Source organism: Nitrobacter sp. (assembly GCF_051535215.1).
Classification (GTDB): Bacteria; Pseudomonadota; Alphaproteobacteria; order Rhizobiales; family Xanthobacteraceae; genus Nitrobacter.
Map to the genome: position 1 here is coordinate 480,361 of NZ_JBPPLY010000001.1, position 25,958 is coordinate 506,318.

Sequence of the window (25,958 nt, forward strand, 5' to 3'; positions counted from 1 at the left end):
ACGGCTGATGTGGCGTGATGTTCCGCAAGCCGCTGCGGCATCGCCGACCGGATGTTGCGCACAATGGAACTTGAGTGGGGGGCCTTCGCATGAAAACCGTTTTTCTGGCTACGGTCGCTGCATCGGCCATGATCGCGAACAGCGCGGCTCATGCGGGGGGCTGCGCCTCCGCGATCAGCGCTTATCGTCGCGCGCATGGGCTGTCAGCCGTTCGCGCCGATGCAGCACTCGATCGGATCGCGCGCCAACAGGCCGCGGCGATGGCCCGGGCGGAAACGATCAGCCACGACGTGAATGGCAATTTCTTCGTCCGGATCGCGCCTGTTCATCGCCGGCTGGCGGCCGAGAATGTCGCGGCCGGTTTTCCGACCTGCAAGGAGACGATCAGGCAATGGGATGCGAGCGGCGGGCATCGCGCCAATCTTCAGATGCCGGGCGCGCGACGTGTCGGGGTCGCGTCGGTTCCGAAGCCGTCATCGCCCTATCGGCGCTTCTGGGCCATGGTGATCACGGATTGAGGCGGTGTGTGCCGGTCGTTATTGCGCCGGCGCTCAGACCTGCCGCTCGACCAGCTTCAGCTTCAGCATGGCGATCGCCTCCGCCGGGTTCAGGTTCTTGGGACAGGCCTTCGTGCAATTCAGAATCGTGTGGCAACGATAGAGCCGGAACGGATCCTCGAGATAGTCAAGCCGTTCGCCGGTGGCTTCGTCGCGCGAATCGCTGACCCATCGTGCCGTCTGCAGCAGAGCTGCGGGCCCCAGAAAGCGTTCGCTGTTCCACCAGTAGCTCGGACAAGCCGTCGAACAGCAGGCGCACAGGATGCACTCATAGAGGCCGTCGAGCTTTTCGCGGTCCTCCCGACTCTGTCGCCATTCCTTCTGCGGCGTGGGCGTGGTGGTCTTCAGCCAAGGTTCGATCGAGGCGTATTGCGCGTAAAAATTCGTCAGATCCGGCACCAGGTCCTTCACCACGGGCTGGTGCGGAAGCGGACTGATCTTCACTGCGTCGGCGGCGACGTCGTGCATCGATTTGGTGCAGGCCAGCGTGTTCTGGCCATTGATGTTCATGGCGCAGGAGCCGCATACGCCTTCGCGGCAGGAGCGGCGGAAGGTCAGGGTCGGGTCGATATTGTCCTTGATCCAGATCAGACCATCGAGCACCCTCGGGCCGCATTCGTTGACGTCGACATAAAAGGTGTCGAGGCTTGGGTTGTCGTCGTTGTCTGGGTTCCAGCGATAGACCTTGAATTCTCGCGTCTCCGTCGCGCCTTCCGGCTTCGGCCAGGTCTTGCCGCCGGTGACCTTCGAATTTCTCGGAAGCGCGAATTTAACCATCGGTCTGGTCCTACCTTTTCGTCATTCCGGGATGCGTTCCGGGCGGCGATAACCGGCCGGATGCAGACCCGAAATCCATGCCCTACTCTTTATCCGGTCCATGGATTTCGGGTTCGCTCGCTTTTGCTCGCACCCTGGAATGACGGGCTGTGAAAGTTCTGTCTCAAAGTTCTGCCCCTCAATACACTCGCGCCTTCGGCGGAATGTACTGAACGTCGTTGGTCATCGTGTAGTCGTGAACCGGACGGTAGTCGATCGTGGTGATGCCGCGATTGTCCAGCCGGGCCAGCGTATGCTTCATCCAGTTCTGATCGTCGCGGTTGGGATAATCCTCGCGCGCATGGGCGCCGCGGCTTTCGGTGCGGTTGGCGGCGCAATCCATCGTCACCACCGCCTGGGAAATGAGGTTGTCGTATTCCATCGTCTCTATCAGGTCCGTGTTCCACACCAGCGAGCGATCGAACACGGCGATGTCGGCGATACCGTCATAAACCTTATGAATCAGTTTCTGGCCTTCGGTCAGAACATCGCGGGTACGGAAAACCGCGCAGTTGGTCTGCATCACCCGCTGCATGCTCTCGCGCAGCCTGGCGGTTGGCGTGCCGCCGGAGGCATAACGAAACTTGTCGAGGCGGCCGAGCGCCATCTCGCTGGAATTCGCGGGCAGGTCGGGCTGCTCGGCATTGGCGGCGAGTTTCTCGGCGCAGCGCTGTGCGGCGGCGCGGCCGAATACCACGAGATCGATCAGCGAATTGGAGCCGAGGCGATTGGCGCCGTGCACGGAGACGCAGGCGGCTTCGCCCACCGCCATCAGGCCGGGCACGACCGCATTGTCGTTGCCGGTTTTCTTGGTGACGACTTCGCCGTGGAAGTTGGTCGGGATGCCGCCCATGTTGTAGTGGACGGTCGGCAGGATCGGGATCGGCTCGCGGGTGACGTCGACGCCGGCGAAGATCTTCACCGATTCCGAGATGCCCGGCAGCCGCTCGTGCAGCACTTTCGGGTCGAGATGGTCGAGATGCAGGAAGATGTGGTCTTTCTTCTTGCCGACGCCGCGGCCTTCGCGGATTTCGATCGTCATCGCGCGCGAGACTACATCGCGCGAGGCGAGATCCTTGGCCGAGGGTGCATAGCGCTCCATGAAGCGCTCGCCCTCGGCGTTGACGAGGTAACCGCCTTCGCCGCGCGCGCCTTCGGTAACGAGGCAGCCCGATCCGTAGATGCCGGTCGGGTGAAACTGAACGAACTCCATGTCCTGCAGCGGCAGTCCTGCGCGCAGCGCCATGCCGCCGCCGTCGCCGGTGCAGATGTGCGCCGAGGTGCATGAGGCGTAGGCGCGTCCGTAGCCGCCGGTGGCGAGAATCGTGGTCTGGGCGCGGAAGCGGTGCACCGTGCCGTCGTCGAGCTTGAGCGCGATCACGCCGCGGCAGGCGCCCTGATCGTCCATGATGAGGTCGATGGCGAAAAACTCGATGAAGAATTCTGCAGCGTGGCGTAGCGCCTGGCCATACATCGTGTGCAGCATCGCGTGGCCGGTGCGGTCGGCGGCGGCGCAGGTGCGCTGGGCCTGACTCTTGCCGAAATCGATGGTCATGCCGCCGAACGGGCGCTGGTAGATCTTGCCGTCCTCGGTGCGCGAGAACGGCACGCCCCAGTGTTCGAGTTCGTAGACCGCCTCCGGCGCGTTGCGCACCATGTACTCGATGCAGTCCTGATCGCCGAGCCAGTCCGATCCCTTGACGGTATCGTACATGTGCCAGCGCCAGTCATCCTTGTGCATATTACCGAGGGAGGCGGAGATGCCGCCCTGCGCCGCCACGGTATGCGAACGGGTGGGAAATACCTTGGTGATGCAGGCGGTGCGCAGGCCGGCCTCGCCGCAACCCACGGCGGCCCGCAGGCCCGCTCCGCCGGCGCCGACGACCACGACGTCATAAGTATGGTCTTCGATGGGGTAGGCCTTGCCGTTGGCGGCGGGCGCTGCACTGCCGTTTCCGGCCATGAACTACACTCCGGATGACAGTTTGAAGATGGCATAAGCGGCGGCGAGCGCCAGGGTGACGGAGAAGAAGTTGTTGGCCATGATCGATATCAGCTTGAACTTCTCGTCATGCACGTAGTCTTCGATGATTACCTGCATTCCGATTTTCATATGCCAGATGCTGGCGACGACGAACAGCAGCATGATGATGGCGATCGCCGGCGAACCGAGAATCTGCGCCGCCCCGGCCTGGTTGCGGCCGAGCAGGATCATCATGACCACGACCATCGGCACGATCAGCAGGATCATCGCGACCGCGGTCACCCGCTGCCGCCAGAAGTCCTTGGTTCCCGAATGGGCTGCACCGAGGTTGCGAACCCGCTTCAGCGGCGTCTGCATCGACTTCGGACCGGAGAGTGGCTGCGGGCTCATCGTCCGCCACCAGTCGCATAGGCGACGATCCACAGCAGCACCGTGAGCAGGATGCCGCCGATCAGCGCCGCCCGAGTGAGCCATTCGCGCTCGGCCGGCTTGAACCCATAACCGAGATCCCAGACCAGGTGGCGAACGCCGCTCAGCATGTGATGCATCAACGCCCAGGTGTATCCGAAGGCGATCAACCGGCCGATCCAGCTTGCCGTGAAGGACTGGACCGCGGCGTAGGCGCCCGGCCCGGACGACACTGCGATCAACCACCAGACCAGCAGCAATGTCCCGAAATAAAGTGCCACGCCGGTCGCACGATGGACGATGGACGATGTCATCGTCAGGGTCCAGCGGTAAATCTGCAGGTGCGGCGAAAGCGGACGTTCGATTCTGATAGTCATCGATGCCTTCGCTGGTTGCGGGCGCGCGGCGCCACCCGGTTGGGATCCGCGACAAGCAATTTTGCTCACTATACTTATGGGGTCAAAACAGCCTTCGCAACGCTCAAATCGCTATTTGCGAATGGCAGTTCAGGACTAGGGCATTGACATTTCCTTAACGTGCCGCGCAGACCACCGGGATCTCTGAAGCGCGATTCATGGCTGCTCCGGGCTAACTTCACTTATAGAAATCGGCATAGGTGTCGCGCAGGATATTTTTCTGCACCTTGCCCATGGCGTTGCGCGGCAACTCATCGACGAAGATCACGCGCTTCGGCATCTTGAATTTCGCCAGCCGGTCCTTGAGCGCGTCAAGCACCGCGGCTTCAGTGATAGCGGTGTCCTTGTCGCGAACCACGACAGCGGTGACACCCTCGCCGAAGTCGGGGTGCGGCACGCCGATGACGGCGCTTTCGACCACGCCGTGCAGCGTGTCGATCTCGCTCTCGACTTCTTTCGGATAGACATTCAGGCCGCCCGTGATCACGAGATCCGTGCCGCGGCCGAGAATGTGCACGTAATCCCGCTCGTCCATTTTGCCGAGGTCGCCGGTGATGAAGAAACCGTCGGGGCGAAACTCCGCCGCAGTCTTCTCCGGCATCTGCCAGTAGCCTTTGAACACGTTCGGGCCCTTGACCTCGATCATGCCGATGGTATCGCGTGGCAATTCCCTTCCCGTTTCCGGATCGGTGACGCGCACGGAGACGCCGGGCAACGCGAATCCCACCGCGCCGGGAACGCGGTCGCCGTCATAGGGGTTCGATGTGTTCATGCCGGTCTCGGTCATGCCATAGCGTTCCAGCACGGCGTGACCGGTGCGGGCCGACCATTCGCGGTGGGTGTCGGCGAGCAGCGGCGCCGAGCCGGAGATGAACAGCCGCATGTGGCTGGTCGATTCATGCGTCAGCGCCGGATTTTGCAGCAGGCGTGTGTAGAAAGTCGGCACGCCCATCAGCACTGTGGCGCGCGCCATAAGTTCGATGACGAGGCCGGGATCGAACTTCGGCAGAAAGATCATCGATGCGCGCGCCAGCAGCGCGACATTGCTCGCCACGAACAGTCCATGCGTGTGATAGATCGGCAGCGCGTGGATCAGCACGTCCTTGTCGGTGAAACGCCAGCAGTCGACGAGACTGTACGCGTTCGACGCCAGATTGTCGTGGGTCAGCATCGCGCCTTTGGAGCGTCCTGTCGTGCCGGAGGTGTAGAGAATAGCCGCAAGGTCGTCTCGGGCCCGCGCGACCGTGATGTATTCGGGCCTTGCCGCCATGGCGGCCTCCGTCAGCGATCCTTTTCCATTGGCGTCAAGCGTTTCGATTTTGGCGCCGATCTTCGCCGCGATCGCCTTGATACCCTCCGCCTTCGAGGGATCGCAGACCACCAGTGACGGCTCGGCGTCGGTGACGAAATAGTCGAGTTCATTGAGGGTGTAGGCCGGATTGAGCGGCAGATAGACCGCGCCGGCGCGCAACGCCGCAAGATAGAGCGCGAGATTGGGTACTGACTTTTCGACCTGTACGGCGACGCGGTCGCCGGGCCTGACCCCGCTTGCCGCCAGCACGTTGGCCAGCCGTCCTGAAAACGCGATCAGGTCGCCATAGGTGATGCGGCGGCCGTCCAGCGTTTTGATCGCGAGCCGCTCTGCGTCGTCGAGATCGTCGAACAGGCGCGAAAACAGGTTGGCGTTCATGGCGGAGTTCCTGCGGGCTTTGATCCCGATGGCCTGATCGCTAATTTGTGAGGCCGATCCGGGTGATATTCGGCGTTGTCGAAACAAATACCGGCATACAATATCTACGAGTCTTTCTCACGCGTCTCCGACGTTCGATGGACGTGGATTTTCTCATGACAAGCATTCCGGCCAGCGATGACTGCACCGCCTCTCCTCCCGCCGGAATTATTCAGCCGGCGTGGGTTCGCATCGTCCACTGGATCAATGCCCTGGCGATGATCGTCATGATCATGTCGGGCTGGCAGATCTACAATGCCTCGCCGCTGTTCGACTTCACCTTCTCGCGCTCGATCACGCTTGGCGGCTGGCTTGCCGGCGGGCTGCTGTGGCATTTCGCGGCGATGTGGCTGTTGGTGGTCAACGGCCTCGTCTATCTCGTTCTCGGGCTCGCCACCGGGCGCTTCCGCCGGAAGCTATGGCCGATCACTCCATCGGGCGTGGCGGCCGATACCAAGGCGGCGCTGACCGGCAAGCTGTCCCATGACGATCTGTCGATGTATAATCAGGTGCAGAAGCTGTTGTACGCCGCCATCATCCTTGTCGGGATCGTGGTGGTGCTGTCGGGCCTCTCGATCTGGAAGCCGGTCCAGTTTCAGTGGCTGACGGCGGTGTTCGGCGGCTACGATTTTGCGCGCTATGTGCATTTCACCTGCATGGCGCTGATCGTGGCGTTTCTCGTCGTGCATGTCGCGCTCGCGCTGCTGGTGCCAAAGAGCCTGCGCGCGATGGTTGCCGGCCGCTAGCGCGTATTCCAAGAGTAGATTCCGGTTTTGCGATCAGAATACGCGCAAATGATTGATTGAAGTTATTTCCTCGCGGCTGACGGGTTTCAGTCAGCCGAAAAATGGTCCAGGAGAGCTCGCCATGCGCCGTCTCCGTTCGCTTCTGATCCCGGGCGTCGACAAGCGGCTTCTGGTCAAGGACGCCGCGAAATTGCTGCCCGATCCGGCGCGCCGCCGTTTCATCGCCGGCGGCGCCAGCTTCGGCGCATTGACCCTGCTGACCGGATGCGACGTATCGGACAGCTTTTCGGCGGAAAAGCTGCTCGCGCAGATTTCGAAGTTCAACGACAAGGTGCAGGCCGCGATCTTCAATCCGAACACGCTGGCGCCGACCTACACGGAAGCGGACATCACGCGGCCGTTTCCCTTCAACGGCTACTATTCCGAGGATGAAGCGCCGGACATCGACAGCGAGGACTACACGTTCGAAGTGCGAGGGCTCGTCGACAACGCGAAATCATGGACGCTCGACGAACTTTACAAGCTCCCCGAGGTCACTCAGATCACCCGGCACGTCTGCGTCGAGGGATGGAGTGCGATCGGAAGCTGGAGCGGAACGCCGTTGCGCGATTTCCTCAAACTTGTCGGCGCAGACACCCGTGCGAAATATTGCTGGTTCCAGTGCGCGGATGTCGACGGCTACAACAGCCCGCTGGACATGGCGACCGCGCTGCATCCGCAGACCCAGATGACCTTCAAGTTCGACGGCGAAATCCTGCCGCGCAAGTACGGCTACCCGATGAAGATCCGGGTTCCGACCAAGCTCGGCTTCAAAAATCCGAAATACGTGGTCTCGATGGAGGTCACCAACGACTACAAGGGCGGCTACTGGGAGGACCAAGGTTATAATTCCTTTAGCGGCATCTGACGCGACTGGCCGCTGTCATTTCCGGCTGCTATAGGTGGGCCGCAACGACACCCGCTAAATTCGAAGCCTTGATCCCCCAGCCGGAGGTTTTCCATGATCGCTCGTACCTTGTTCGCTGCGGCGACGCTCGTGACCGTGACCGTGACCGCGGCTTCGGCCAATTCCGCCAAGGCTTCGCTTAAAAACGCCCAGGGCGTCGATGTCGGCACCGTCGAACTGACACAGGTCGATGACGGGGTTCTGCTCAAGGCTGCCCTCAAAGGCCTGCCGCCGGGCGATCATGCCTTCCACATTCACGCGGTCGGCAAATGCGAGCCGCCGTTTACGTCGGCGGGCGGTCACTTCAATCCCGCCAACAAGAAGCACGGCATGATGGCGGCCGATGGTCACCATGCAGGCGACATGCCGAACCTCGTCGTGCCCGCCTCGGGCGAATTGAAACTGGAAGTGGTCAATACCGCGGTCACGCTCGACAAGGACAAGCCGAATTCGGTCCTGAAGCCGGACGGCACCGCCATCGTTATCCACGCGGCGGCGGATGACTACAAGACCGACCCGACTGGCGAGGCCGGCGGCCGCATCGCCTGCGGCGTTATCCAGTAGAGCGTTTCGCGGAGCATGTCCTCGGGTTCGACCCGGGGACGGATGCCGGTTCGCGCGAAGAAAACACGTCAAAATAAACTATAGAGCCCCGCTTCTGATTCTATCAGAAGCGGAAAGGCTCTTGGCTGTCAGGCGGCGCGGGACGCGGCAGCCGGCGCTGGAACGCGGACAGGATCGCGCCGGCGGCCAGCATCGCCGCGGAGACGTTGAGCGCGTAGGACAGGCTGCCCATGGCGTCGGTGATCGCGCCGACCATGACAGGTCCGACCGTCTGCCCGATGCCGAAGGATACGGTCATTGCCGCGATTGCCGTAGGCCATGCCGCGGGCGGATAGTTGAAGCGCACGAACGCAGTGGTCGATGTCACCACCGCGAAAAACGACACGCCGAACACCAGCGCCGACAATCCGAGCAAGAGCGGCGTATGGCCCAGCAGCGGCAGCGCCGCGCCGACGGTGTTGACGCCGAGGACGATGGCCATGCTGAGACCGCCGCGGTCGAGGCCGAAGGTGCGCCGCCAGATCCACGGCGTAGCAAGCGTGCTCAGGCCGATCAGGCTCCAGAACGCGCTTTGCGCCAGCGCGCCGCCTCCCCCGTCGCGGACATAGGCGATCATGAACGTCATGTAGGCGATATAGCCGGCGCCGAACAGGAAATAGCCTGCGAGGAAGATGATGGCGGGGCCAATCGCGAAGCGTCCTCGTGCGGTTTGCGGACCGCCCGCCGCGACATCGAAGCGTGCGAGGAACATCGGCACCGTCATCACAAAAGCGAGCGCGGCCATCACCCACCACACGATCCACCATGACCCGGGCCCGAAATATTGCAGGACGAACGGCGCGACGAGACCCGATGAAAGGATGCCGATGCCGGGGCCGATGTAGAACAGGCTGATCAGGAAGTTCGATCGCGCCGGCTGCGATTGCGCGATCGTCGTGGCCAGTGTTCCGCCGGCGACGAATCCGATCGCAGCGGCGATTCCGACAATCAGGCGGGCGAAGCTGAGAACGATGAAATTTCCCGTCAGTGCGCAGAGCGCCAGCGAAATGGCGGCAGCCGCCGTTGACCAGCGTGTGCTCGCCACGGTTCCGAAGCGCTTTGCGACCGAGGCCGCGATCAGCGCGCCGGCGAGGTAGCCGGCCGCATTGATCGTATTCATGAAGCCGGCAGCCGAATAGGACCAGCCGAGACTGTCGCGCATGTCCGGCAGCACCAGCGAATAGGCGAATCGGCCCAAGCCGAGGCCGACGGTGGCCGCAAGCGACAGGATCACAATCAGCCGCGCGGGGCTCGCAGGCGGCGCGGTTGGTCGTTCTGGTGCGATCAACTTGAATCTCCGGCAGCGCGCATTGTGGCAGCTTCGGAGGGCGAGGCAATTGGCGCAAAGGCGTCTTGCCAACGGCGCAACGCCGTCCTAGCAATCGGCAGTTCCATCATTCCGGGTGTGCCGAAGGCGCGAATCCGGAATCCATATCTGACATCAGGCTTGGTTCGGGATCGCCGCGCTGGCGCTCGGCGTCCGGAAGGACGCAATCATCTCGCAAGGACTTCGTCATGGCGACTTACAAGCTGCTTCTCCTGCCCGGCGACGGCATCGGCCCGGAGGTGATGGCGGAGGTGAAACGGCTGATCGGCTGGCTGGACGCGCAAGGCATCGCCAAATTCGAAACCGAGGACGGGCTGGTAGGCGGCGCCTCATACGATGCCGACAAGGTCAGCATCACCGACGCCACCATGGCGAGGGCGCTTGCCGCTGATGCCGTGCTGTTCGGCGCGGTCGGCGGCCCGAAGTGGGACCCGGTGCCCTATGAGGTGCGGCCGGAAGCCGGCCTGTTGCGGTTGCGCAAGGACCTCGCGCTCTATGCCAACCTTCGCCCGGCGATCTGCTATCCGGCGCTCGCAGAATCCTCCAGTCTCAAGCGGGATCTCGTCGAGGGGCTCGACATCATGATCGTGCGCGAACTGACCGGCGGGGTCTATTTCGGCGAGCCGAAAACCATCACCGATCTCGGCAACGGCCAGAAGCGCGCCGTCGACACCCAGGTCTACGACACCTACGAGATCGAGCGCATCGCGCGCGTCGCCTTCGATCTCGCCCGCAAGCGCCGCAACAAGCTGACGTCGATGGAGAAGAACAACGTCATGAAGTCGGGCGTATTGTGGAAGGAGGTCGTCGGCGCGGTTCACAAGCGCGAATATCCCGACGTCACTCTCGAACATCAGCTTGCCGATTCCGGCGGAATGCAACTCGTGCGCCGTCCCAAGCAGTTCGACGTGATCGTCACCGACAACCTGTTCGGCGACATGCTGAGCGACATCGCGGCGATGCTGACGGGTTCGCTCGGCATGCTGCCGTCGGCCTCGCTCGGCGACATCGATGCGAAAACCAAAAAGCGCCGCGCGCTTTACGAGCCGGTGCACGGCTCCGCGCCCGATATCGCGGGGCAGGGCGCGGCCAATCCGATCGCGATGCTGGCGTCGTTCGGGATGGCGCTGCGCTATTCCTTCGACATGGGTGAACTCGCCGACAAGCTCGATGCGGCGATCGCGGCGGTGCTCGCCAAGGGCCTGCGTACGGCCGACCTGAAATCCGAAGGTTCGACCGTTGTCAGCACATCGCAGATGGGCGAGGCGATCGTGAAGGAGCTTCAGGCGCTGCACGCCTGAGTGCGAACCCTGCGTCGCCCCTACCTGCGCGGACGACCATCGACGGCGGCGCGCTTAACAAAAATGCCCGGTCGTGCCGGGCATTTTCCTTAAATTCCTTAAAAGCGCCGAGACAGGTTCAGTACAGCGGAAATGCCGTCGGGTATCCGCCGAGATCGGACGGCGGACTGAGCGGCTGCCGGTCGATCGGCCGGTTCAGGTTTTCGCGGGCGAACGAGGGATAACCGACGTCCGGCGGAAAGGCATAGTCGGTGAATTTGCGCTCGCCGGGAAGCACTTCGGTGCCGGCATCCAGCCACGAGCGCTTGGAGATATAGACACGGGTGCGCGGGCCGGACTGGTAGGACACATTCGGTCCGCTCGGACCATAAGCGCCGCTGCGATCATAGACTTTGCGTTTTGCCGCGCTCGCGTCCGTAACGCTGAAGCCGACCGCAACGAAGGCAGTCGCCGCGAGCAACAGCGCGACGGTTCTCGCAGGCCCGGTCGCGGCGGGGAATTTCACAGTCATCGTGTCCTCATAGATCCGAGTGACTACCTTTTTATCGTCGGGGGGGCTCGCGCCACAAGGCCAATCGGGCCACACCTTCGAGAATAATGCAGCCGGGCCGGAAACGTTGCCTCGATCCGACGCGCATCGGCGCGAATTTGAGCGCATGTCCGCATGGCGTGCTGAAACAGATGTGCCTTTGTTTTCAGCGAGATATAAGCCATTATCGGCATGATCGCGCGCATGCGCGGCTTGGTCCGGATGCGGTCGCGGTGCCGCGAACCATCCGACCCGCAGATTTCATCCTTTCGCCTGCCTTCAGCGAAGCCGGGCAAACCGAGGGAGCGTTGGCGGACTGCTCGGGACCGAATCGGCCATGTCAGGAACCAGGGTCGGCGTTGTCTTGAGGGTATTTCTCGCATAGAAGCGCAGCGTCTTCCCTTGTTTCGCGCGCAGGCGATCCGGGAAGGCGATTTCTTCGGAGAGTGAACGATGGGTTACAAAGTCGCGCTGGTCGGAGCGACCGGCAATGTCGGGCGTGAAATGCTCAACATTCTGGACGAGCGGAAATTCCCCGCTGACGAGGTGGTGGCGCTGGCCTCGCGCCGCAGCGTCGGCACCGAGGTGTCCTACGGCGACAAAACCCTCAAGGTCAAAGCGCTGGAAAATCACGATTTCGGCGACGTCGATATCTGCCTGATGTCGGCTGGCGGCGCCGTGTCGAAGGAATGGTCGCCGAAGATCGGCGCGGCAGGCGCGGTTGTGATCGACAACTCGTCGACCTGGCGGATGGATCCGGACGTTCCGCTGATCGTGCCCGAGGTCAACGCGGACGCGGTTGCGGGTTTCACCAGGAAGAATATCATTGCCAATCCGAACTGCTCGACCGCGCAGCTTGTGGTGGCGTTGAAGCCGCTGCACGACAAGGCCGTCATCAAGCGCGTCGTGGTCGCGACCTATCAGTCGGTTTCGGGTGCCGGCAAGGACGGCATGGACGAATTGTTCGCGCAGACCAAGGCGGTCTATACCGCGAGCGAGCTCGTCGCCAAGAAGTTCCCGAAGCGTATCGCCTTCAACGTCATCCCCGAGATCGACGTGTTCATGGAGGATGGTTACACCAAGGAAGAATGGAAGATGATGGCGGAGACCAAGAAGATTCTTGATCCCAAAATCAGGCTGACCGCGACCTGCGTGCGCGTGCCGGTGTTCATCGGCCATTCGGAGGCCGTCAGCATCGAGTTCGAAAAGCCGATCACGCCGGACGAGGCGCGCAGCATCCTGCGCAATGCGCCAGGGTGTCTGGTGATCGACAAGCACGAGCCGGGCGGCTACGTCACGCCGTACGAATCGGCCGGTGAGGACGCCACCTACATCAGCCGCATCCGCGAGGATGCGACGGTGGAGAACGGGCTGTCGATGTGGGTCGTATCCGACAATCTGCGCAAGGGCGCGGCGTTGAACGCGGTGCAGATCGCGGAGTGCCTGATCAACCGCAAGCTGATCAGCGCCAAACGGAAAGCCGCCTGACGCAAACGCCTCTTCGGGGCTCGCCCGCCCGATACGCACAGCGAGCCAAGAGGCGGAGCCGAGCATGATCCGAAAAGCAGAAACCGATTTTCGGACAAGATTCTGTTCAATGAGAAAGACAAAGACAGAGGCTGATTCAACATAGTTGAATCAGCCGATCAGTTGGCGGTCACACCAGGCCGTGATCGCTGACGTTGCGGAATTCCTTGGTCTCCCGATCGAGCACCGAAAGCGAACCCTCGGCGACGCCGAAATACGCGCCGTGCAGACGCAGACGCCCGCTCTCGACGGACTTCTGGACGAACGGAAACGTCATCAGGTTCTCAATGCTGCGGAATACCGCCGCTTTTTCGATGCGGGTAGCGAATTCCTTCATCGTCTCCCGTTCGCGCTGCTCGACGACCTCGCCGGGCTTGATTAACATCGCCATCCACTTGCCGATGAAGTCGCCGGTCGACAGCGGCGCCCTCTTGTTGATGATGGCGCTGATGCCGCTGCATTGCGCGTGCCCGAGGATGACGATGTGCTTCACCTTGAGCACCTGCACCCCGAATTCCAGCGCCGCCGAGACGCCATGGGCGTTGGCGTCAGGCTGATAGACCGGCACCAGGTTGGCGATGTTGCGCACCACGAACAGTTCGCCGGGCCCGGCATCGAAAATCACCTCCGGTGAAACCCGCGAATCGCAGCAGCCGATCACCATTGTTTCGGGCGACTGGCCGCGTTCGGACAGCGCGCGATAGCGCGATTGCTCGGTCGGCAGGCGCTGCTTGGCGAAGGCGCCATAGCCGTCGATCAGTTGTTGCGGGAAAGTTCTCACGTCGCACCTCGTCCGCTCGGTGAAACCACAGCCGGACGTTCCGGACAAGGCTTTCGACGCTACGCCGCGAATGCTGTCGGTGCGGACCGACCGCCACCGGGCATATGTCCTTTGACTTGCAGTCCGCTCCGCCTCCCGGGCGCCGGCTACAGGCGTTTTTCGGAAGCAATCAGGCGAGCAAGCGGTTCAGGCCCAGGCCCGTTCGCGCTTCAGTTTGTCCTCGAAGCTGTCAATTGCCGCCTTCTTTTCCATCGTCAGCCCGATGTCGTCGAGGCCGTTCAGCAGGCAGTGCTTGCGGAACGCATCGATCTCGAATGTCGCCTTGCCGCCATCAGGGCCGCGGATTTCCTGATTGGCGAGATCGATGGTCAGCGTCGCGTTGGCACCGCGCTCGGCGTCGTCGAACAGCTTGTCGAGGTCGGCCTGCGGCACGCGGATCGGCAGAATGCCGTTCTTGAAGCAGTTGTTGTAGAAAATATCGCCGAAAGATGTGGAGATCACGCAGCGAATGCCGAAATCGAGCAGCGCCCACGGCGCGTGCTCGCGCGACGAACCGCAGCCGAAATTGTCGCCGGCGACCAGAATTTTGGCGTTGCGATAGGCCGGCCTGTTGAGAACGAAGTCCGGATTCTCCGAGCCGTCTTCCTTGTAGCGCTGTTCCGAGAAAAGTCCCTTGCCAAGGCCGGTGCGCTTGATGGTCTTCAGATACTGCTTCGGAATGATCATGTCGGTGTCGACATTGATGATCTTCAGCGGCGCCGCGACGCCTTCCAGCGTTGTGAACTTGTCCATGGCAGGGTCCTCGTAAGCAGTCGTTCTACCCCGATCGCAGCCTCGATCCAAGGTCCATCTATGATTTGGAATTGACGCGGTTTCCGCTAGAAAACGCTCTAACCCGCCGTCTCCGCCTCGATCGCCTCGATATCGGCATCCGACAGCCCGAAGTGGTGGCCGATTTCGTGGACCAACACATGGCTGATGATACCAGCAAGCGTTTCATCATGCTCGGCCCAGTAATCGATGATCGGACGGCGGTAGAGCCAGATCAGGTTGGGCAGCCTGGCGATGTCGTCGTGACTTTGAAACGGCAGGCCTGTGCCCTGGAACAACCCCAGCAGATCGTATTCGCTGTCGGCCTCCATCTCATCGAGCACCTCCTCGGTGGGGAAATCCTCGACGCGAATGATGAGACTCTCGCACAGGCGCCGGAAACGTTCGGGCAGCCGCGCGAAAATGTCGTGCGCCATGGCTTCCATATCGGCCAGCGAGGGCGCTTTGGCGGACGTCCACATGCTGTCTGTTTAACCCGTGTTTGGCCATCGGGGCACCGTTTTTTAAGATCCGGTTCTTAAGATCCGAGCGGTGTCACGGTTGACGCGGGGGCGGCAATCGGAGACCGTTGGCTGCGAACACGAAAACCGGGGCGCTGTGATGGATGTCAGAATGACAGCGGTGGGGCTGACGGGCGCGGTAATCCTTCTGCTTCTGCTGCCGGGTATGCTTCTGTTTGAAGACCGCGCGGAGGCGCAAACAGCGCGGAACGCCGAACGTGCCGTGACAACCGACCTTTCGGCCCAGGTACGCGAGCGCCGGCCACGCGTGCGCATCTATCGCGAAGATGAGCGCGGAGTTTATCCGAAGTACAATCCGGGTTCTGACGCCGTTCGCGACTGCACCGCTCATTACGTGCAGGAGTTTCGGCCGAGCGGGACGGTGATTGTTCCGCGGATGGACTGTTATTGGCGTCACGGCTGAAAGTGCCCGCGCGGGGGCGCGAGTTCGGCTCCATCTATCCGTTTTCAACGAGTTGGTAGGGAGAACGTGCGGCGCATTGTCACCGCTCGTCATTGCGCACGCTCATTCACGCGGCATTCAGATCGCCGCTTCTAGCTTCATTGCTCGCATTGTGGCGAGATGGAACCATCTGCTGCAGTTCGTCGTTATCGGTTTCCTTCCATGGAGGTCCACATGCATTTGAAGAAGATTCTCGGATTCGCCGCCCTGGGCGCACTCCTGGTTGTCGCGGCTCCCGCGCAACAGGCGCAGGCGGCAACCCCGGTCAGTCCGGGCATCGCCGCGGGCGCGCAGGGCGACGCCGGCAAGCTGACCACCGACGTGCAGTGGGGGCATCACCATCATCACCGCCACTGGAGACCCCACCATTATCATCATCGCCATTGGCGGCCGCATCGCCCTCATCACTGGCATCATCATCACCACCACCATCGTCACTGGCGCTGATTCGAAACCCGTTCGCCGGGTCTCCCTACAGGACTCGAACAGGCCCGCATCGCGGGCCTGTTTTTTTGCGACGGCGCCGATATAATCAACCGACATGGTCAGAAGGACGCGCGGAAACGCCATAGGAAATTGCCATGAAGATGTATTTCGGCGTGAGCCTCGCGGCGGCGATCCTGATTTTATCTTGGGCGGCAACCAGCGACAGTGCGGAGGCGGCCATCCGATCGGGAACTGTCGCAGCACAATCCGCCGCGGCGACCGACGTGAGTGCGGCCCATCGCACCGGCCGGAGTCATCGCCGTCGGCATCATCGCCCGCGCGTTTATGTGCAGGGCCGGCATTATTACGAAAGGCCGACGTACTACGTGCCACAGGGGCCGGCGCCGTTCTTTCCGTTTGGCTTCGGTTACGGCCTCGATCCGTCCTGGTGAGAACTGCCGGCGACTCCCGAACCACGGCGTCAAGACTGCGGCTTCGCTGCCTCTGAAATCGACGGAGTCTGAATGCGAGAACCAGCATCGCGTGTTGCGATGCGCGCGTTAGCTGGTGATTTCGTTCAGACTGGCAGTCGTGCCTTGTTTGCCGCGTCGTAGATTGCGATTCGCAGCATCGGAAAACGAGACTTCAGATCGGTGGCGGCTTGCTTCGCTCCGGAAAGGGTTTCGAATTGGTTCTTGAAATGCCCATCGACCAGTAGCGTGAATCCGGTTTCGGGCGGCACGTCGGCGCGCGGCGGACCACCTACCGGTTTGGGCGGCACAGCCGGCGGCGTCGCGGCCGTGGACGCAGGAATCGGCGCGGTGACGGGGGCTGGCTTCGGCGGGAGGGTGAGAGCCTCGCGCGGCGCGGTCGATGCCGGCTTTTCAGCCGTACGCGGCGCGGTCTTGCCGCTGCTTTTCACGACCGACGTCGACCTTGCGACTTTGCCCTTTGCGGTCGCCGGCTTTGTGGGTGTCTTGGGAAGCATTCTTGTGGTCGCCTTTACCGATGCCTTCGCTTTGGTGGATGGGCGCGCCGTTTTCGCTGCCTTACGGGCAGGGGCTTTGGTCTTGGTTTTTTTCATTACGTCGTTACGAGTGACGGAATTCTCCGGCAAAGGCAACCCGCCAGTCGAGTCAGAATGGATTCTCCATCGCATCCATGTTGACGACGCTTTCGATCGGCGGATCCCGCATTGCGTGCCGCCGCGAATGGCGCACGTCACGCGGGGTCTCAATGCCAATCGCGCACGTCGACGAAATGCCCGGCGATCGCAGCCGCAGCCGCCATTGCTGGCGACACCAGATGCGTGCGGCCCTTGAAACCTTGCCGTCCCTCAAAATTGCGATTGGAGGTCGAGGCGCAACGCTCCTCCGGTTTCAGCTTGTCGGGGTTCATCGCAAGGCACATCGAGCAGCCCGGCTCGCGCCATTCGAATCCGGCCTTGGTGAAGATCCTGTCGAGGCCTTCGGCTTCCGCCTGTTCCTTGACGATGCCGGAGCCCGGCACGACCATGGCGTTGACATTGCCGTTCACGGTTCTGCCGTCGGCGATCTTCGCCGCCGTGCGCAGATCCTCGATGCGGCCGTTGGTGCATGAGCCGATGAACACGCGGTCGACGCTGATGTCGGTGATCTTCGTGCCCGCGGTCAGCCCCATGTAATGCAGCGCGCGCTCCTTGGAGAGGCGCTTGGCCTCGTCCTCGATCTTGCGGGGATCCGGAACCACGCCGGTAATCGACACCACGTCCTCGGGGCTCGTGCCCCAGGTGACGATCGGCGGCAGCTTCGCGGCGTCGAGCCGAATCTCATGATCGAAGTGGGCACCGTCGTCACTGCGCAACGTCTCCCAGTACCGCATCGCGGCATCCCAGTCGGCGCCGTTCGGTGCCTTGGGGCGGCCTTTCAGGAACGCGTAGGCCTTCTCGTCCGGCGCGACGAGGCCGGCGCGCGCGCCACCCTCGATCGACATGTTGCACACCGTCATGCGGCCTTCCATGCTCAGCGCGCGGATCGCATCGCCGGCGTATTCCAGCACGTAGCCGGTGCCACCCGCGGTGCCTATTTCTCCGATAATGGCGAGGATGATGTCCTTGGCGGTGACGCCGTCGGGCAAGCGGCCGTCGACGACGGCGCGCATGTTCTTTGCTTTCTTCTGGATCAGCGTCTGCGTCGCCAGCACATGCTCTACCTCGGAGGTGCCGATGCCGTGCGCCAGCGCGCCGAACGCACCGTGGGTCGAGGTGTGGCTGTCGCCGCAAACGATGGTGGTGCCGGGCAGGGTGAAGCCCTGCTCGGGGCCGATGACGTGGACGATGCCCTGACGCTTGTCGAACTCGTTGTAATATTCGATGCCGAAATCTCGGGCGTTCTGCGCCAAGGCCGCGATCTGCTCGGCGCTCTCCGCGTCAGGATTGGGCTTGGTGCGATCGGTCGTCGGCACGTTGTGATCGACCACGGCGAGCGTTTTCTGCGGCGCATGGACCTTGCGGCCGGCAACGCGCAGGCCCTCGAACGCCTGAGGCGACGTCACCTCATGCACGAGATGGCGGTCGATGTAGAGCAGGCAGGTGCCGTCCTCGGCTTCGTGGACCAGATGATCGTTCCAGATCTTGTCGTACAGGGTGGTCGGTTTGAACATGGACGTGAGCCTATTGGAAGTCTTCGAGCAGTCGCAGCGGGCGCGCGGGACAATCGTCGGCGAGGACGCAGCGTCAGGACGCCGATGTCGCGAACCGTCCGAAGAAGCGCCCCGGCAAACGGCTGCGGTCGTCGATCACGATGCGCGCCATGAATCGGCCGATGTCGCTACTGATATGATCCGTTACCATGTCCGTCTTTTACCACGACCGCATCCGCCGCGACAATCTATAGCGTTTTCGAGCATGTCCTCGGACTTGACCCGAGGATGGATACCGGTTCGCGTGACGAAAACGCGTCAAGACAAAATCGTGGAGCCTTGCTGTTGTCATCAGAAGCGACGCTCTGACGATCGGCGAAGCCTGCATTCCGAATAGATAGGCGCGAGCGAAGCAATAAAAAAGCGCGGCCGCGGCCGCGCTTTCAAAAATGTTGCAGGTGGAGCGGGAGGGCGCTCAGCTCGTTGCGGCCTGCTTATCTTGCTTGTCCTGCTTCTCGACGATGCGGGCCGATTTGCCGCGCAGGTTGCGCAGGTAATAAAGCTTGGCGCGGCGCACCTTGCCGCGGCGCACCACCTTGATCGAATCGATCATCGGGGAGAGCAGCGGAAACACGCGCTCGACGCCCTCGCCGTAGGAAATCTTGCGGACCGTGAAGCTTTCGTTGAGCCCACCGCCGGAGCGGCCGATGCAGACGCCTTCATAGGCCTGCACGCGGGTCCGTTCGCCTTCCACCACCTTGACGTTGACGATCACGGTGTCGCCGGGGCCGAACTCGGGAATCGTCTTGGTCGCCGACAGCCTGTCAAACTGCTCTTTTTCGAGCTGCTGAATGATGTTCATTGCAAATCTCCATCGGCGGCGCGCCCGGCCGTATCAGCGGGCTGCGCGGAATTCATCTATCCCGTGGCGCGTATTTCGCAAAAGTGGATACCGGTTTTGCGAACAGAATACGCGCAACTCAACGAGTGAGAGCATTTTCGACCGGCAAACCGGATTCCACTTTGCCTGAAAACGCTCGCTGCGCGGATTTCGGGCTCCCTATAGAGCAAAGCCGGGGCTTTGTCACCCGCCTGTCTTGCTTTTTGGCGGAATTTGACGGCTCCTCGCGGCCCAGAGATCAGGTCTCCGAGCCCGTGTGAGCGCTTCGGCCTCGGCTTGCCGCCAGGCGTCGACCCTGGCGTGATCCCCGGACAGAAGCACGTCCGGAATGGGACGACCCTCGAACTCCTGCGGGCGGGTGTACTGGGGATATTCGAGCAGTCCGTGCGAAAAACTCTCGTCCGCGCCGGATTCCGCCTTACCCATCACCCCCGGCAAAAGCCGGACGCAGGCGTCGATCAGCGTCATCGCAGGGAGTTCGCCTCCTGACAGCACATAATCTCCAATGGATACCTCCTCGAGCCCGCGCGCCTCGATGACCCGCTGGTCGACGCCCTCGAACCGCCCGCAAACGATCAGCGGCCCGGTTCCGGAGGCGAGTTCCGCCACGCGCGACTGGGTCAATGGCCGACCTCGCGGACTCATCAGCAGGCGCGGCCTGTCCGGCGAAATCTCCGCCGCGTCGATGGCGCTGGCCAGCACATCGGCGCGCAGCACCATGCCCGGACCGCCGCCGGCAGGCGTGTCGTCGACGCTGCGGTGACGATCGGTGGCGGAGTTCCGGATATCACGGATCTCCAGCGCCCACAGGCCGGCGGCCAGCGCTTTTCCGGCGAGGCTGACGCCGAGGGGACCGGGGAACATCTCGGGAAACAGGGTCAGGACGGTCGCGCGCCAGGTCATTCAGCCGACTACGGTTCACTTGCAACAGGTCCGTCGTCATACGCGGGCGACAGCGCGAAGCGCGTCTTAGCGTAGAATGACCCGCGTATCCATTATCTTTCGGAAATGATGGATCGCCGGATCAAGTCCGGCGATGACGCAGAATACGGAACGGCGGCATGGGTCATGCCTGATCCGGCTCCTCGCCCTCGATCTCGCCGGGCATCTCGATCACCACGCGTCCGCCGGCGATGTCCACGGTCGGCACCACGGCGTCGGTGAACGGCAGCATCAACGTCGGCCCATGTGCGGGCGCGATCTCGATGATGTCGCCTGCGCCGAAGTTATGGATGGCGGCCACCGTCCCGAGCAACGTGCCGGCCGCATCGACCGCGGCGAGACCGATCAGGTCAGCGTGGTAGTATTCGCCTTCGTCCGTCGCGGGCAGTCTGTCGCGCGCGATGTAGAGCTCGATGCCGTTGAGCCGCTCGGCCTCCTCGCGCGTGGTCACGCCTGTGAATGTTGCGACGAGGTGGTCCTTGGCGGCGCGCGCGTGCGCGACCTCAAGCTGCCGCGCGCCATCCTTTGTCGAGAGCGGGCCGTATCGCGTCACCGACATCGGGTCTTCGGTGAAGGTCCACAGCCGCACCTCGCCGCGCAGACCGTGCGCGGCGCCGATCCGGGCCACGCAGATGCGCGCGGTCATATCGGTTCAGCCTCAGGCTTTCGCGGCGGCTTCGGCAGCGGCCTTGCGCTCCTTGCGCGGCACGGCCTTCTCCGGATTGTTGCGGGCCGCGCGCTTCTTGACGCCGGCGGCATCGAGGAAACGGGCCACGCGGTCGGACGGCTGCGCGCCCTTGGCGAGCCAGGCCTTGACCTTGTCGAGGTCGAGCTTGAGGCGGTCGGCGTTGTCCTTCGGCATCAGCGGATTGAAGTGGCCAAGCCGCTCGATGAAACGGCCGTCGCGCGGATAACGCGAGTCGGCGGCGACGACATGATAGACCGGGCGCTTCTTGGTGCCGGCACGGGCGAGGCGGATCACGACGGGCATAAGGTACTCCTTTGAAAGTCTGTCTGAGTTGGTTCTGGTGTTAAAACGAAGTGCGGCTGTCATGCCGGTGAAAGCGGGCATCCCATAGTTGCCGACGCATCGATTGAAACGAAACGTCGTGGTGTACTGGATCGTCCGCCTTCGCGGACGCTGACGCTGTGGGATGGGAAAGGGTGGCGGCAGTCATTTCTTCTTCCGGGGGAAGCCGAGACCTGGCAGCGGCGGCTTGCCGCCAAGTCCGGTGAGGCCGGGAAGGTTGGGCAGGCCGCCGCGCAGTCCCGCCGCCAGATCCTTGGGCAATTGCGGCTGGCCGTCGGCGCCTTTCGGCATTTTTTCCGCGAGCGCTTTCATCTGTTCGGGCGTTGGCATCGGCATGCCGCCGCCGAACCCCATGGCCTGCGCGATGCCGGCGAGGGGCCCGCGTTTACCGGTCCCCATCATCTTCATCATGTCGGCCATGCTGCGATGCATCTTGAGCAGCTTGTTGACCTCTTCGACCTTCTGGCCGGCGCCGGCGGCGATACGACGCTTGCGGCTGGCCTTGAGAATATCGGGATGTTTGCGCTCCTGCCGCGTCATCGAATCGATCACCGCGACCTGGCGTTTGATGATCCTGTCGTCGAGACCGGCCGCGGCGATCTGGTTCTTCATCTTGGCGACGCCGGGCATCATGCCCATCAGGCCGGAGATGCCGCCCATGTTCGCCATCTGCAGCAACTGCTCGCGCATGTCGTTGAGGTCGAACTGGCCCTTGCGCAGCTTTTCGGTTGTGCGCGCGGCTTTCTCGGCATCGATATTGGCGGCGGCTTTTTCGACCAGCGTGACCACGTCGCCCATGCCGAGGATGCGGCCGGCGATGCGGGAGGGATGGAAATCCTCCAGCGCGTCGGTCTTTTCGCCGGTGCCGATCAGCTTGATCGGCTTGCCGGTGACCTGACGCATCGACAGCGCCGCGCCGCCGCGGCCGTCGCCGTCCACTCGTGTCAGCACGATGCCGGTGAGGCCGACGCGCTCATCGAAGGACCGCGCGAGGTTCACCGCGTCCTGGCCGGTCAGCGAATCCGCCACCAGCAGCACTTCGTGCGGATGCGCGGCGGCTTTGATGTTCGCCGCCTCGGACATCATGTCTTCGTCGAGCGTGGTGCGGCCGGCGGTGTCGAGCAGCACCACGTCGTAGCCGCCGAGCTTGCCGGCCTCCAGCGCGCGCCGCGCGATCTGTTCGGGCTTCTGGCCCGCGACGATCGGCAGCGTCTGGATGTCGAGGTCGCGACCGAGCACAGCGAGCTGCTCCATCGCCGCCGGGCGGTAGATGTCGAGCGAGGCCATCAGGACCCTGCGTTTGTCGCGCTCGGTCAGCCGTCGCGCCAGTTTGGCTGTCGTGGTGGTCTTGCCGGAACCTTGCAGGCCGACCATCATGATGATGATCGGCGGCACTGCATGGAGGTCGATGGTCTGGCCGTCGGCGCCGAGCGTGGCGATCAGTTCGTCATGGACGATCTTCACCACCATCTGTCCGGGCGTCACCGATTTGACCACGGTGGCGCCGATCGCCTGCTCGCGGACCTTGTCGGTGAAGCTGCGCACCACGTCGAGCGAGACGTCGGCCTCCAGGAGCGCCCGGCGCACCTCGCGCATGGCGGCGTCGACATCGGCTTCCGTCAGCGCGCCGCGCCGCGTCAGCCGATCGAGAATGCCGCCGAGCCTTTCCGACAGATTGTCGAACATGAGACTACAAAACCTTGCTGTACCTCTCCCTGTTTACGGGGAGAGGTCGGACCGCAAAGCGATCCCGGTGAGGGGGTCTGAGGCAAGCTCGAAAACCTGCCCCTCACCCCGACCCACTCCCCGCAAGAGCGGGGCGAGGGAGAGAAAACTCCAAAACACGTTTGCGCCCGAGGGCGCACAGCGCTGTCGGGCGTTGACCTCCGGCCCCTGCGGCCGGTCGGCGGGTCGAAAAGAAGAGTCTTTCCGTAAAGTTCGGCGGATTTATCGCGGGCCGGCGGCGAAAGTCAAGAAAAACGGCGAACTCCGAGGCTCGCGGGGTGGCCGGGCAGTCAGATACACTCGGTTACATGCGGTGTCCCACGCCCGCCGAATCGAGTTCCCAAGGAATTTCCCCCGTCGCCCTGTCCGCAATCTGGCAGTTCGCATGAAAACATATTCTGGCCCGATCTCCGATCATTTCAACGGCAGGCATTTTTTCGATCCCGACGGCGCGCCACCCCTGTTCTGGGAAATGCTGCGCTGGCAATTCGACGGCCGCCGCGAACGCCACAAGTGGCCGGAATGGGTGCCGTCGCCCTATTCGGACAAGCCGCCGCCGCGGGTTGACGGCGACAAGGTGCGTTTCTCCTTCGTCGGCCACGCGAGCTGGCTGATCCAGACTGGAGGGGTGAACGTTCTGGTCGATCCGGTCTGGTCGGAACGCGCCTCGCCCTTCTCATTCGCCGGGCCGAAACGGCACAACGACCCCGGCATTGCCTTCGGGTCTCTGCCGAAGATCGATACCGTGCTGGTCTCGCACGGCCACTACGATCATCTGGATGTCACAACGCTGTCGCGTCTTGCCGCGCGATTCTCGCCGCGCGTGATCACGCCGTTCGGCAACGACCTCGTCATGCGAGCCGCCGATGCCGCAATCCGTGCGGAGGCTTTCGACTGGCATGACCGGGTCGAACTTGGCAACGGCCTTGCCGTCACGTTGGTGCCGACGCGGCACTGGTCGGCGCGTGGCCTGCTCGATCGCAATCGCGCCTTGTGGGCGAGTTTCGTGCTGGAGACGCCGGCCGGCAAGCTCTACATCGTCTGCGATTCAGGCTACGGCAGCGGGGTGCATTTCCGGCGCGTGCGTGAAAGGCACGGGCCGCTGCGCGCTGCGATCCTGCCCATCGGGGCTTACGAGCCGCGCTGGTTCATGAAGAACCAGCACATGAATCCGGAAGATGCCGTGAAGGCTTTGGCCGATTGCGGCGCAGATATTGCACTCGCCCATCATCACGGTACGTTCCAGCTCACTGACGAGGCGATCGACGCGCCGCCGATAGCGCTGGCTGAGGCGCTCGATAAAGCCGGCGTTCCGGCCGAGCGTTTTCTCGTTCTGAAGCCGGGGCAGGTCCTTAAAATTTGATGCGCGAAATAATGCGTTCCCCTCTCAGGGATTAGCCTTGATCTCCCAGGACATGCCGACCGTCACGCGCAATGTTTCCTCGCCGGGTGCGATCGGGGCCTCCGCGGCCATCGGTGCCGCGGCGCGGCGATACAAAACCGGCATCGCTGCGCCGTGCTCGGAAATGCTGACGGGTGCGCCGAGTGTGACGCCGGCGGCCTTCGCATAGATCTCCGCTTTTCGCCGCGCATCAGCGACCGCCTGTGCGCGCGCGTCGTCGAGCAACTTCGAAGCGTTGGAGACCATGAAGTTGATGCCGCCGATGTCATTGGCTCCGGCTCCGGTCACCGCGTCGATCACGCCGGCGAGCTTGGCCACGTCCCGCAGCTTGACAATGACATGGTTGGTGGCGCGATAGCCGGTGAGCACATTCGTCCCCGCGCGATTCTGGCTGCTGTATTGTGGCTGCAGCGACAGTCGCGAGGTCTGGTAGTCCTTCTCGGCGATGCCCGCGCTTTTCAGCGCCAGCAGCACCTTTCCCATGGCGTCGTTGTTGGCCCCGGAAGCCTCGCGCGCGGTCTTGGCGTCGGTCGTGACGCCTGCTTCGATCTGCGCAAGATCCGGGGGCGCCGAGATCGTGGCTTCGCCGGTCACCGAAATCGTCGGTGGCGGTTGTATATCCGCTTGGGCGGGCATCGAGATCGAAGCGGCGATGGTGGCAGCGACGACGGTGAGCGGAATCCGGTTCTGCATGACGGCTCTCATTTCAGCGGCACATAGACGTTGATGACCAGATTGTCTTCCTCGGTCTTCAGCGGATCGGTCATGTATTCCTCGATGAAGGTGTCCTTGGCCTCGAGTTTCTTGTCGTCAAGGTGGTTGGTGATCGCCTCATAGGTGTTGTCCATGTTGTCGTAGGAGCCGCGATGCACGAATTTCAGCGCCTTGCCCTCCGGTGATTTGTTCATGCTCATGTTCTTGGGCAGATCCTTCAGTTCCTGGTCGACCGGGACTTCCGCCAGGAACGAGAAGCCGGTGTCGTCGGTCGAGGTATAGACGATCATCATGTTGCCGGCGGCCTTGACGCCCTGCTTGTCGAGGACGGCCGCAAGCGACTTGAAGGAATCGATCAGCGTCTCGAACGCGGTGTCCCAGGTGGCGGTGTTTCTTAAGGTCAGAACTGTTTTGGGCGTCAGCGTGAATTCCTCGCCGAAGGGATCGGCGGTTTGCGCCGGTGCGGTGACCGGCGGCTTCGGCGCCTCCGCGGTGGGATTTGCCGGGGTCTGGACTTCGGCCGGCGGGGGAGCCGGCGTGGTGGGAGTCGCCGTTCCGGGCGGGGCGGGCGCAGCCGGCGGGGCGGGGGTCGCAGGCGGTGCCGTTGCGCCGGGAGGCGTCGCGGGCGGGGTCTGGGCGAGCACGGCGGAAAGCCCCAGGGACACGGCCGCCGGGATCATTGCGATCGCGAGGCGGCGAAAAAGACGGGGGCGATTCATTGAAGGGGTCTCCCTG

General features: G+C 62.8%; 29 protein-coding genes. 10 read left to right on the forward strand and 19 right to left on the reverse strand.

Annotated elements, in window-relative coordinates:
- The first annotated feature begins 89 nt into the window (after positions 1-89).
- Positions 90-518 carry a CAP domain-containing protein gene (locus ACS3WB_RS02275; RefSeq protein WP_438273931.1) on the forward strand — a complete coding sequence of 143 codons (429 nt, stop codon included), beginning with the start codon at positions 90-92 and terminating at the stop codon, positions 516-518.
- Positions 519-551: 33 nt separating this feature from the next.
- On the opposite strand, the gene ACS3WB_RS02280 is transcribed toward ACS3WB_RS02275, so the two are convergent.
- The 5 genes from ACS3WB_RS02280 to ACS3WB_RS02300 all read right to left on the reverse strand — a co-directional run bounded on the left by ACS3WB_RS02280 (position 552) and on the right by ACS3WB_RS02300 (position 5,871).
- Positions 552-1,334 (reverse strand): succinate dehydrogenase iron-sulfur subunit, encoded by a 783-nt coding sequence (locus ACS3WB_RS02280; protein ID WP_438273932.1) that lies wholly within the window; start codon positions 1,332-1,334, stop codon positions 552-554.
- Positions 1,335-1,512: 178 nt separating this feature from the next.
- The gene (sdhA, locus tag ACS3WB_RS02285) at positions 1,513-3,336 is read right to left on the reverse strand and encodes a succinate dehydrogenase flavoprotein subunit (protein ID WP_438273933.1); all 1,824 of its coding nucleotides are present in this window, start codon (positions 3,334-3,336) and stop codon (positions 1,513-1,515) included.
- Positions 3,337-3,339: 3 nt separating this feature from the next.
- Positions 3,340-3,714 carry a succinate dehydrogenase, hydrophobic membrane anchor protein gene (sdhD, locus tag ACS3WB_RS02290; RefSeq protein ID WP_438274025.1) on the reverse strand — a complete coding sequence of 125 codons (375 nt, stop codon included), beginning with the start codon at positions 3,712-3,714 and terminating at the stop codon, positions 3,340-3,342.
- 29 nt (positions 3,715-3,743) lie between these two features.
- Positions 3,744-4,142 (reverse strand): succinate dehydrogenase, cytochrome b556 subunit, encoded by a 399-nt coding sequence (gene sdhC / locus ACS3WB_RS02295; protein WP_438273934.1) that lies wholly within the window; start codon positions 4,140-4,142, stop codon positions 3,744-3,746.
- Between the two features lie 217 nt (positions 4,143-4,359).
- Positions 4,360-5,871 carry a malonate--CoA ligase gene (locus tag ACS3WB_RS02300; RefSeq protein WP_438273935.1) on the reverse strand — a complete coding sequence of 504 codons (1,512 nt, stop codon included), beginning with the start codon at positions 5,869-5,871 and terminating at the stop codon, positions 4,360-4,362.
- A 155-nt stretch (positions 5,872-6,026) separates the two neighbouring features.
- Here ACS3WB_RS02300 and ACS3WB_RS02305 point away from each other — a divergent pair, with 155 nt between their 5' ends.
- The 3 genes from ACS3WB_RS02305 (at position 6,027) to ACS3WB_RS02315 (ending at position 8,166) form a co-directional block, all read left to right on the forward strand.
- Positions 6,027-6,656: a cytochrome b/b6 domain-containing protein gene (locus tag ACS3WB_RS02305; RefSeq protein ID WP_438273936.1), complete on the forward strand. Its 630-nt coding sequence runs from the start codon at positions 6,027-6,029 to the stop codon at positions 6,654-6,656.
- 121 nt (positions 6,657-6,777) lie between these two features.
- On the forward strand, positions 6,778-7,563 hold the full coding sequence (locus tag ACS3WB_RS02310; RefSeq protein WP_438273937.1) for a molybdopterin-dependent oxidoreductase: 786 nt from the start codon (positions 6,778-6,780) through the stop codon (positions 7,561-7,563).
- A 93-nt stretch (positions 7,564-7,656) separates the two neighbouring features.
- The gene (locus ACS3WB_RS02315) at positions 7,657-8,166 is read left to right on the forward strand and encodes a superoxide dismutase family protein (protein ID WP_438273938.1); all 510 of its coding nucleotides are present in this window, start codon (positions 7,657-7,659) and stop codon (positions 8,164-8,166) included.
- 103 nt (positions 8,167-8,269) lie between these two features.
- On the opposite strand, the gene ACS3WB_RS02320 is transcribed toward ACS3WB_RS02315, so the two are convergent.
- A complete protein-coding gene (locus ACS3WB_RS02320; RefSeq protein ID WP_438273939.1) occupies positions 8,270-9,493 on the reverse strand; it encodes a YbfB/YjiJ family MFS transporter in 1,224 nt (407 codons plus the stop codon).
- Between the two features lie 227 nt (positions 9,494-9,720).
- Here ACS3WB_RS02320 and leuB point away from each other — a divergent pair, with 227 nt between their 5' ends.
- Positions 9,721-10,833 (forward strand): 3-isopropylmalate dehydrogenase, encoded by a 1,113-nt coding sequence (gene leuB / locus ACS3WB_RS02325; RefSeq protein ID WP_438273940.1) that lies wholly within the window; start codon positions 9,721-9,723, stop codon positions 10,831-10,833.
- Positions 10,834-10,951: 118 nt separating this feature from the next.
- Here the strand turns inward: leuB and ACS3WB_RS02330 are convergent, their stop codons facing one another.
- Complete coding sequence (locus ACS3WB_RS02330) at positions 10,952-11,344, reverse strand: hypothetical protein (RefSeq protein ID WP_438273941.1); 393 nt, start codon at positions 11,342-11,344, stop codon at positions 10,952-10,954.
- A 471-nt stretch (positions 11,345-11,815) separates the two neighbouring features.
- On the opposite strand from ACS3WB_RS02330, the gene ACS3WB_RS02335 reads away from it, so the two are divergent.
- Positions 11,816-12,850 (forward strand): aspartate-semialdehyde dehydrogenase, encoded by a 1,035-nt coding sequence (locus tag ACS3WB_RS02335; RefSeq protein ID WP_438273942.1) that lies wholly within the window; start codon positions 11,816-11,818, stop codon positions 12,848-12,850.
- Between the two features lie 169 nt (positions 12,851-13,019).
- Here ACS3WB_RS02335 and ACS3WB_RS02340 read toward each other — a convergent pair whose 3' ends face one another.
- The 3 genes from ACS3WB_RS02340 to ACS3WB_RS02350 form a co-directional block, all read right to left on the reverse strand.
- Positions 13,020-13,670 carry a carbonic anhydrase gene (locus tag ACS3WB_RS02340; protein ID WP_438273943.1) on the reverse strand — a complete coding sequence of 217 codons (651 nt, stop codon included), beginning with the start codon at positions 13,668-13,670 and terminating at the stop codon, positions 13,020-13,022.
- Between the two features lie 186 nt (positions 13,671-13,856).
- Positions 13,857-14,462, reverse strand: coding sequence for a 3-isopropylmalate dehydratase small subunit (gene leuD / locus ACS3WB_RS02345; protein ID WP_438273944.1), 606 nt, complete (start codon positions 14,460-14,462; stop codon positions 13,857-13,859).
- Positions 14,463-14,560: 98 nt separating this feature from the next.
- A complete protein-coding gene (locus ACS3WB_RS02350) occupies positions 14,561-14,962 on the reverse strand; it encodes a metallopeptidase family protein (RefSeq protein WP_438273945.1) in 402 nt (133 codons plus the stop codon).
- Positions 14,963-15,101: 139 nt separating this feature from the next.
- Here ACS3WB_RS02350 and ACS3WB_RS02355 point away from each other — a divergent pair, with 139 nt between their 5' ends.
- From ACS3WB_RS02355 to ACS3WB_RS02365, 3 genes are all read left to right on the forward strand, one after another.
- Complete coding sequence (locus ACS3WB_RS02355; RefSeq protein ID WP_438273946.1) at positions 15,102-15,425, forward strand: hypothetical protein; 324 nt, start codon at positions 15,102-15,104, stop codon at positions 15,423-15,425.
- A gap of 213 nt (positions 15,426-15,638) precedes the next feature.
- Complete coding sequence (locus ACS3WB_RS02360) at positions 15,639-15,911, forward strand: hypothetical protein (protein WP_438273947.1); 273 nt, start codon at positions 15,639-15,641, stop codon at positions 15,909-15,911.
- 134 nt (positions 15,912-16,045) lie between these two features.
- Positions 16,046-16,342 carry a hypothetical protein gene (locus ACS3WB_RS02365; protein WP_438273948.1) on the forward strand — a complete coding sequence of 99 codons (297 nt, stop codon included), beginning with the start codon at positions 16,046-16,048 and terminating at the stop codon, positions 16,340-16,342.
- 125 nt (positions 16,343-16,467) lie between these two features.
- Here ACS3WB_RS02365 and ACS3WB_RS02370 read toward each other — a convergent pair whose 3' ends face one another.
- The 7 genes from ACS3WB_RS02370 to ffh all read right to left on the reverse strand — a co-directional run bounded on the left by ACS3WB_RS02370 (position 16,468) and on the right by ffh (position 23,068).
- Positions 16,468-16,878: a hypothetical protein gene (locus tag ACS3WB_RS02370; protein ID WP_438273949.1), complete on the reverse strand. Its 411-nt coding sequence runs from the start codon at positions 16,876-16,878 to the stop codon at positions 16,468-16,470.
- A gap of 245 nt (positions 16,879-17,123) precedes the next feature.
- Positions 17,124-18,530: a 3-isopropylmalate dehydratase large subunit gene (gene leuC / locus ACS3WB_RS02375; protein ID WP_438273950.1), complete on the reverse strand. Its 1,407-nt coding sequence runs from the start codon at positions 18,528-18,530 to the stop codon at positions 17,124-17,126.
- 454 nt (positions 18,531-18,984) lie between these two features.
- A complete protein-coding gene (gene rplS / locus ACS3WB_RS02380) occupies positions 18,985-19,371 on the reverse strand; it encodes a 50S ribosomal protein L19 (RefSeq protein ID WP_438273951.1) in 387 nt (128 codons plus the stop codon).
- 222 nt (positions 19,372-19,593) lie between these two features.
- A complete protein-coding gene (gene trmD / locus ACS3WB_RS02385) occupies positions 19,594-20,313 on the reverse strand; it encodes a tRNA (guanosine(37)-N1)-methyltransferase TrmD (RefSeq protein ID WP_438273952.1) in 720 nt (239 codons plus the stop codon).
- A gap of 163 nt (positions 20,314-20,476) precedes the next feature.
- On the reverse strand, positions 20,477-20,998 hold the full coding sequence (rimM, locus tag ACS3WB_RS02390; RefSeq protein ID WP_438273953.1) for a ribosome maturation factor RimM: 522 nt from the start codon (positions 20,996-20,998) through the stop codon (positions 20,477-20,479).
- Positions 20,999-21,010: 12 nt separating this feature from the next.
- Positions 21,011-21,343 carry a 30S ribosomal protein S16 gene (gene rpsP, locus ACS3WB_RS02395; protein WP_438273954.1) on the reverse strand — a complete coding sequence of 111 codons (333 nt, stop codon included), beginning with the start codon at positions 21,341-21,343 and terminating at the stop codon, positions 21,011-21,013.
- Between the two features lie 183 nt (positions 21,344-21,526).
- Complete coding sequence (gene ffh / locus ACS3WB_RS02400; RefSeq protein WP_319797146.1) at positions 21,527-23,068, reverse strand: signal recognition particle protein; 1,542 nt, start codon at positions 23,066-23,068, stop codon at positions 21,527-21,529.
- Positions 23,069-23,492: 424 nt separating this feature from the next.
- Here ffh and ACS3WB_RS02405 point away from each other — a divergent pair, with 424 nt between their 5' ends.
- Complete coding sequence (locus ACS3WB_RS02405) at positions 23,493-24,470, forward strand: MBL fold metallo-hydrolase (protein WP_438273955.1); 978 nt, start codon at positions 23,493-23,495, stop codon at positions 24,468-24,470.
- Between the two features lie 24 nt (positions 24,471-24,494).
- Here the strand turns inward: ACS3WB_RS02405 and ACS3WB_RS02410 are convergent, their stop codons facing one another.
- Positions 24,495-25,214 carry an SIMPL domain-containing protein gene (locus ACS3WB_RS02410; RefSeq protein WP_438273956.1) on the reverse strand — a complete coding sequence of 240 codons (720 nt, stop codon included), beginning with the start codon at positions 25,212-25,214 and terminating at the stop codon, positions 24,495-24,497.
- Positions 25,211-25,942, reverse strand: a complete 732-nt coding sequence (locus ACS3WB_RS02415; protein WP_438273957.1) for a GyrI-like domain-containing protein — start codon at positions 25,940-25,942, stop codon at positions 25,211-25,213. The genes ACS3WB_RS02410 and ACS3WB_RS02415 overlap by 4 nt, the downstream gene beginning before the upstream one ends.
- Positions 25,943-25,958: the final 16 nt, after the last annotated feature.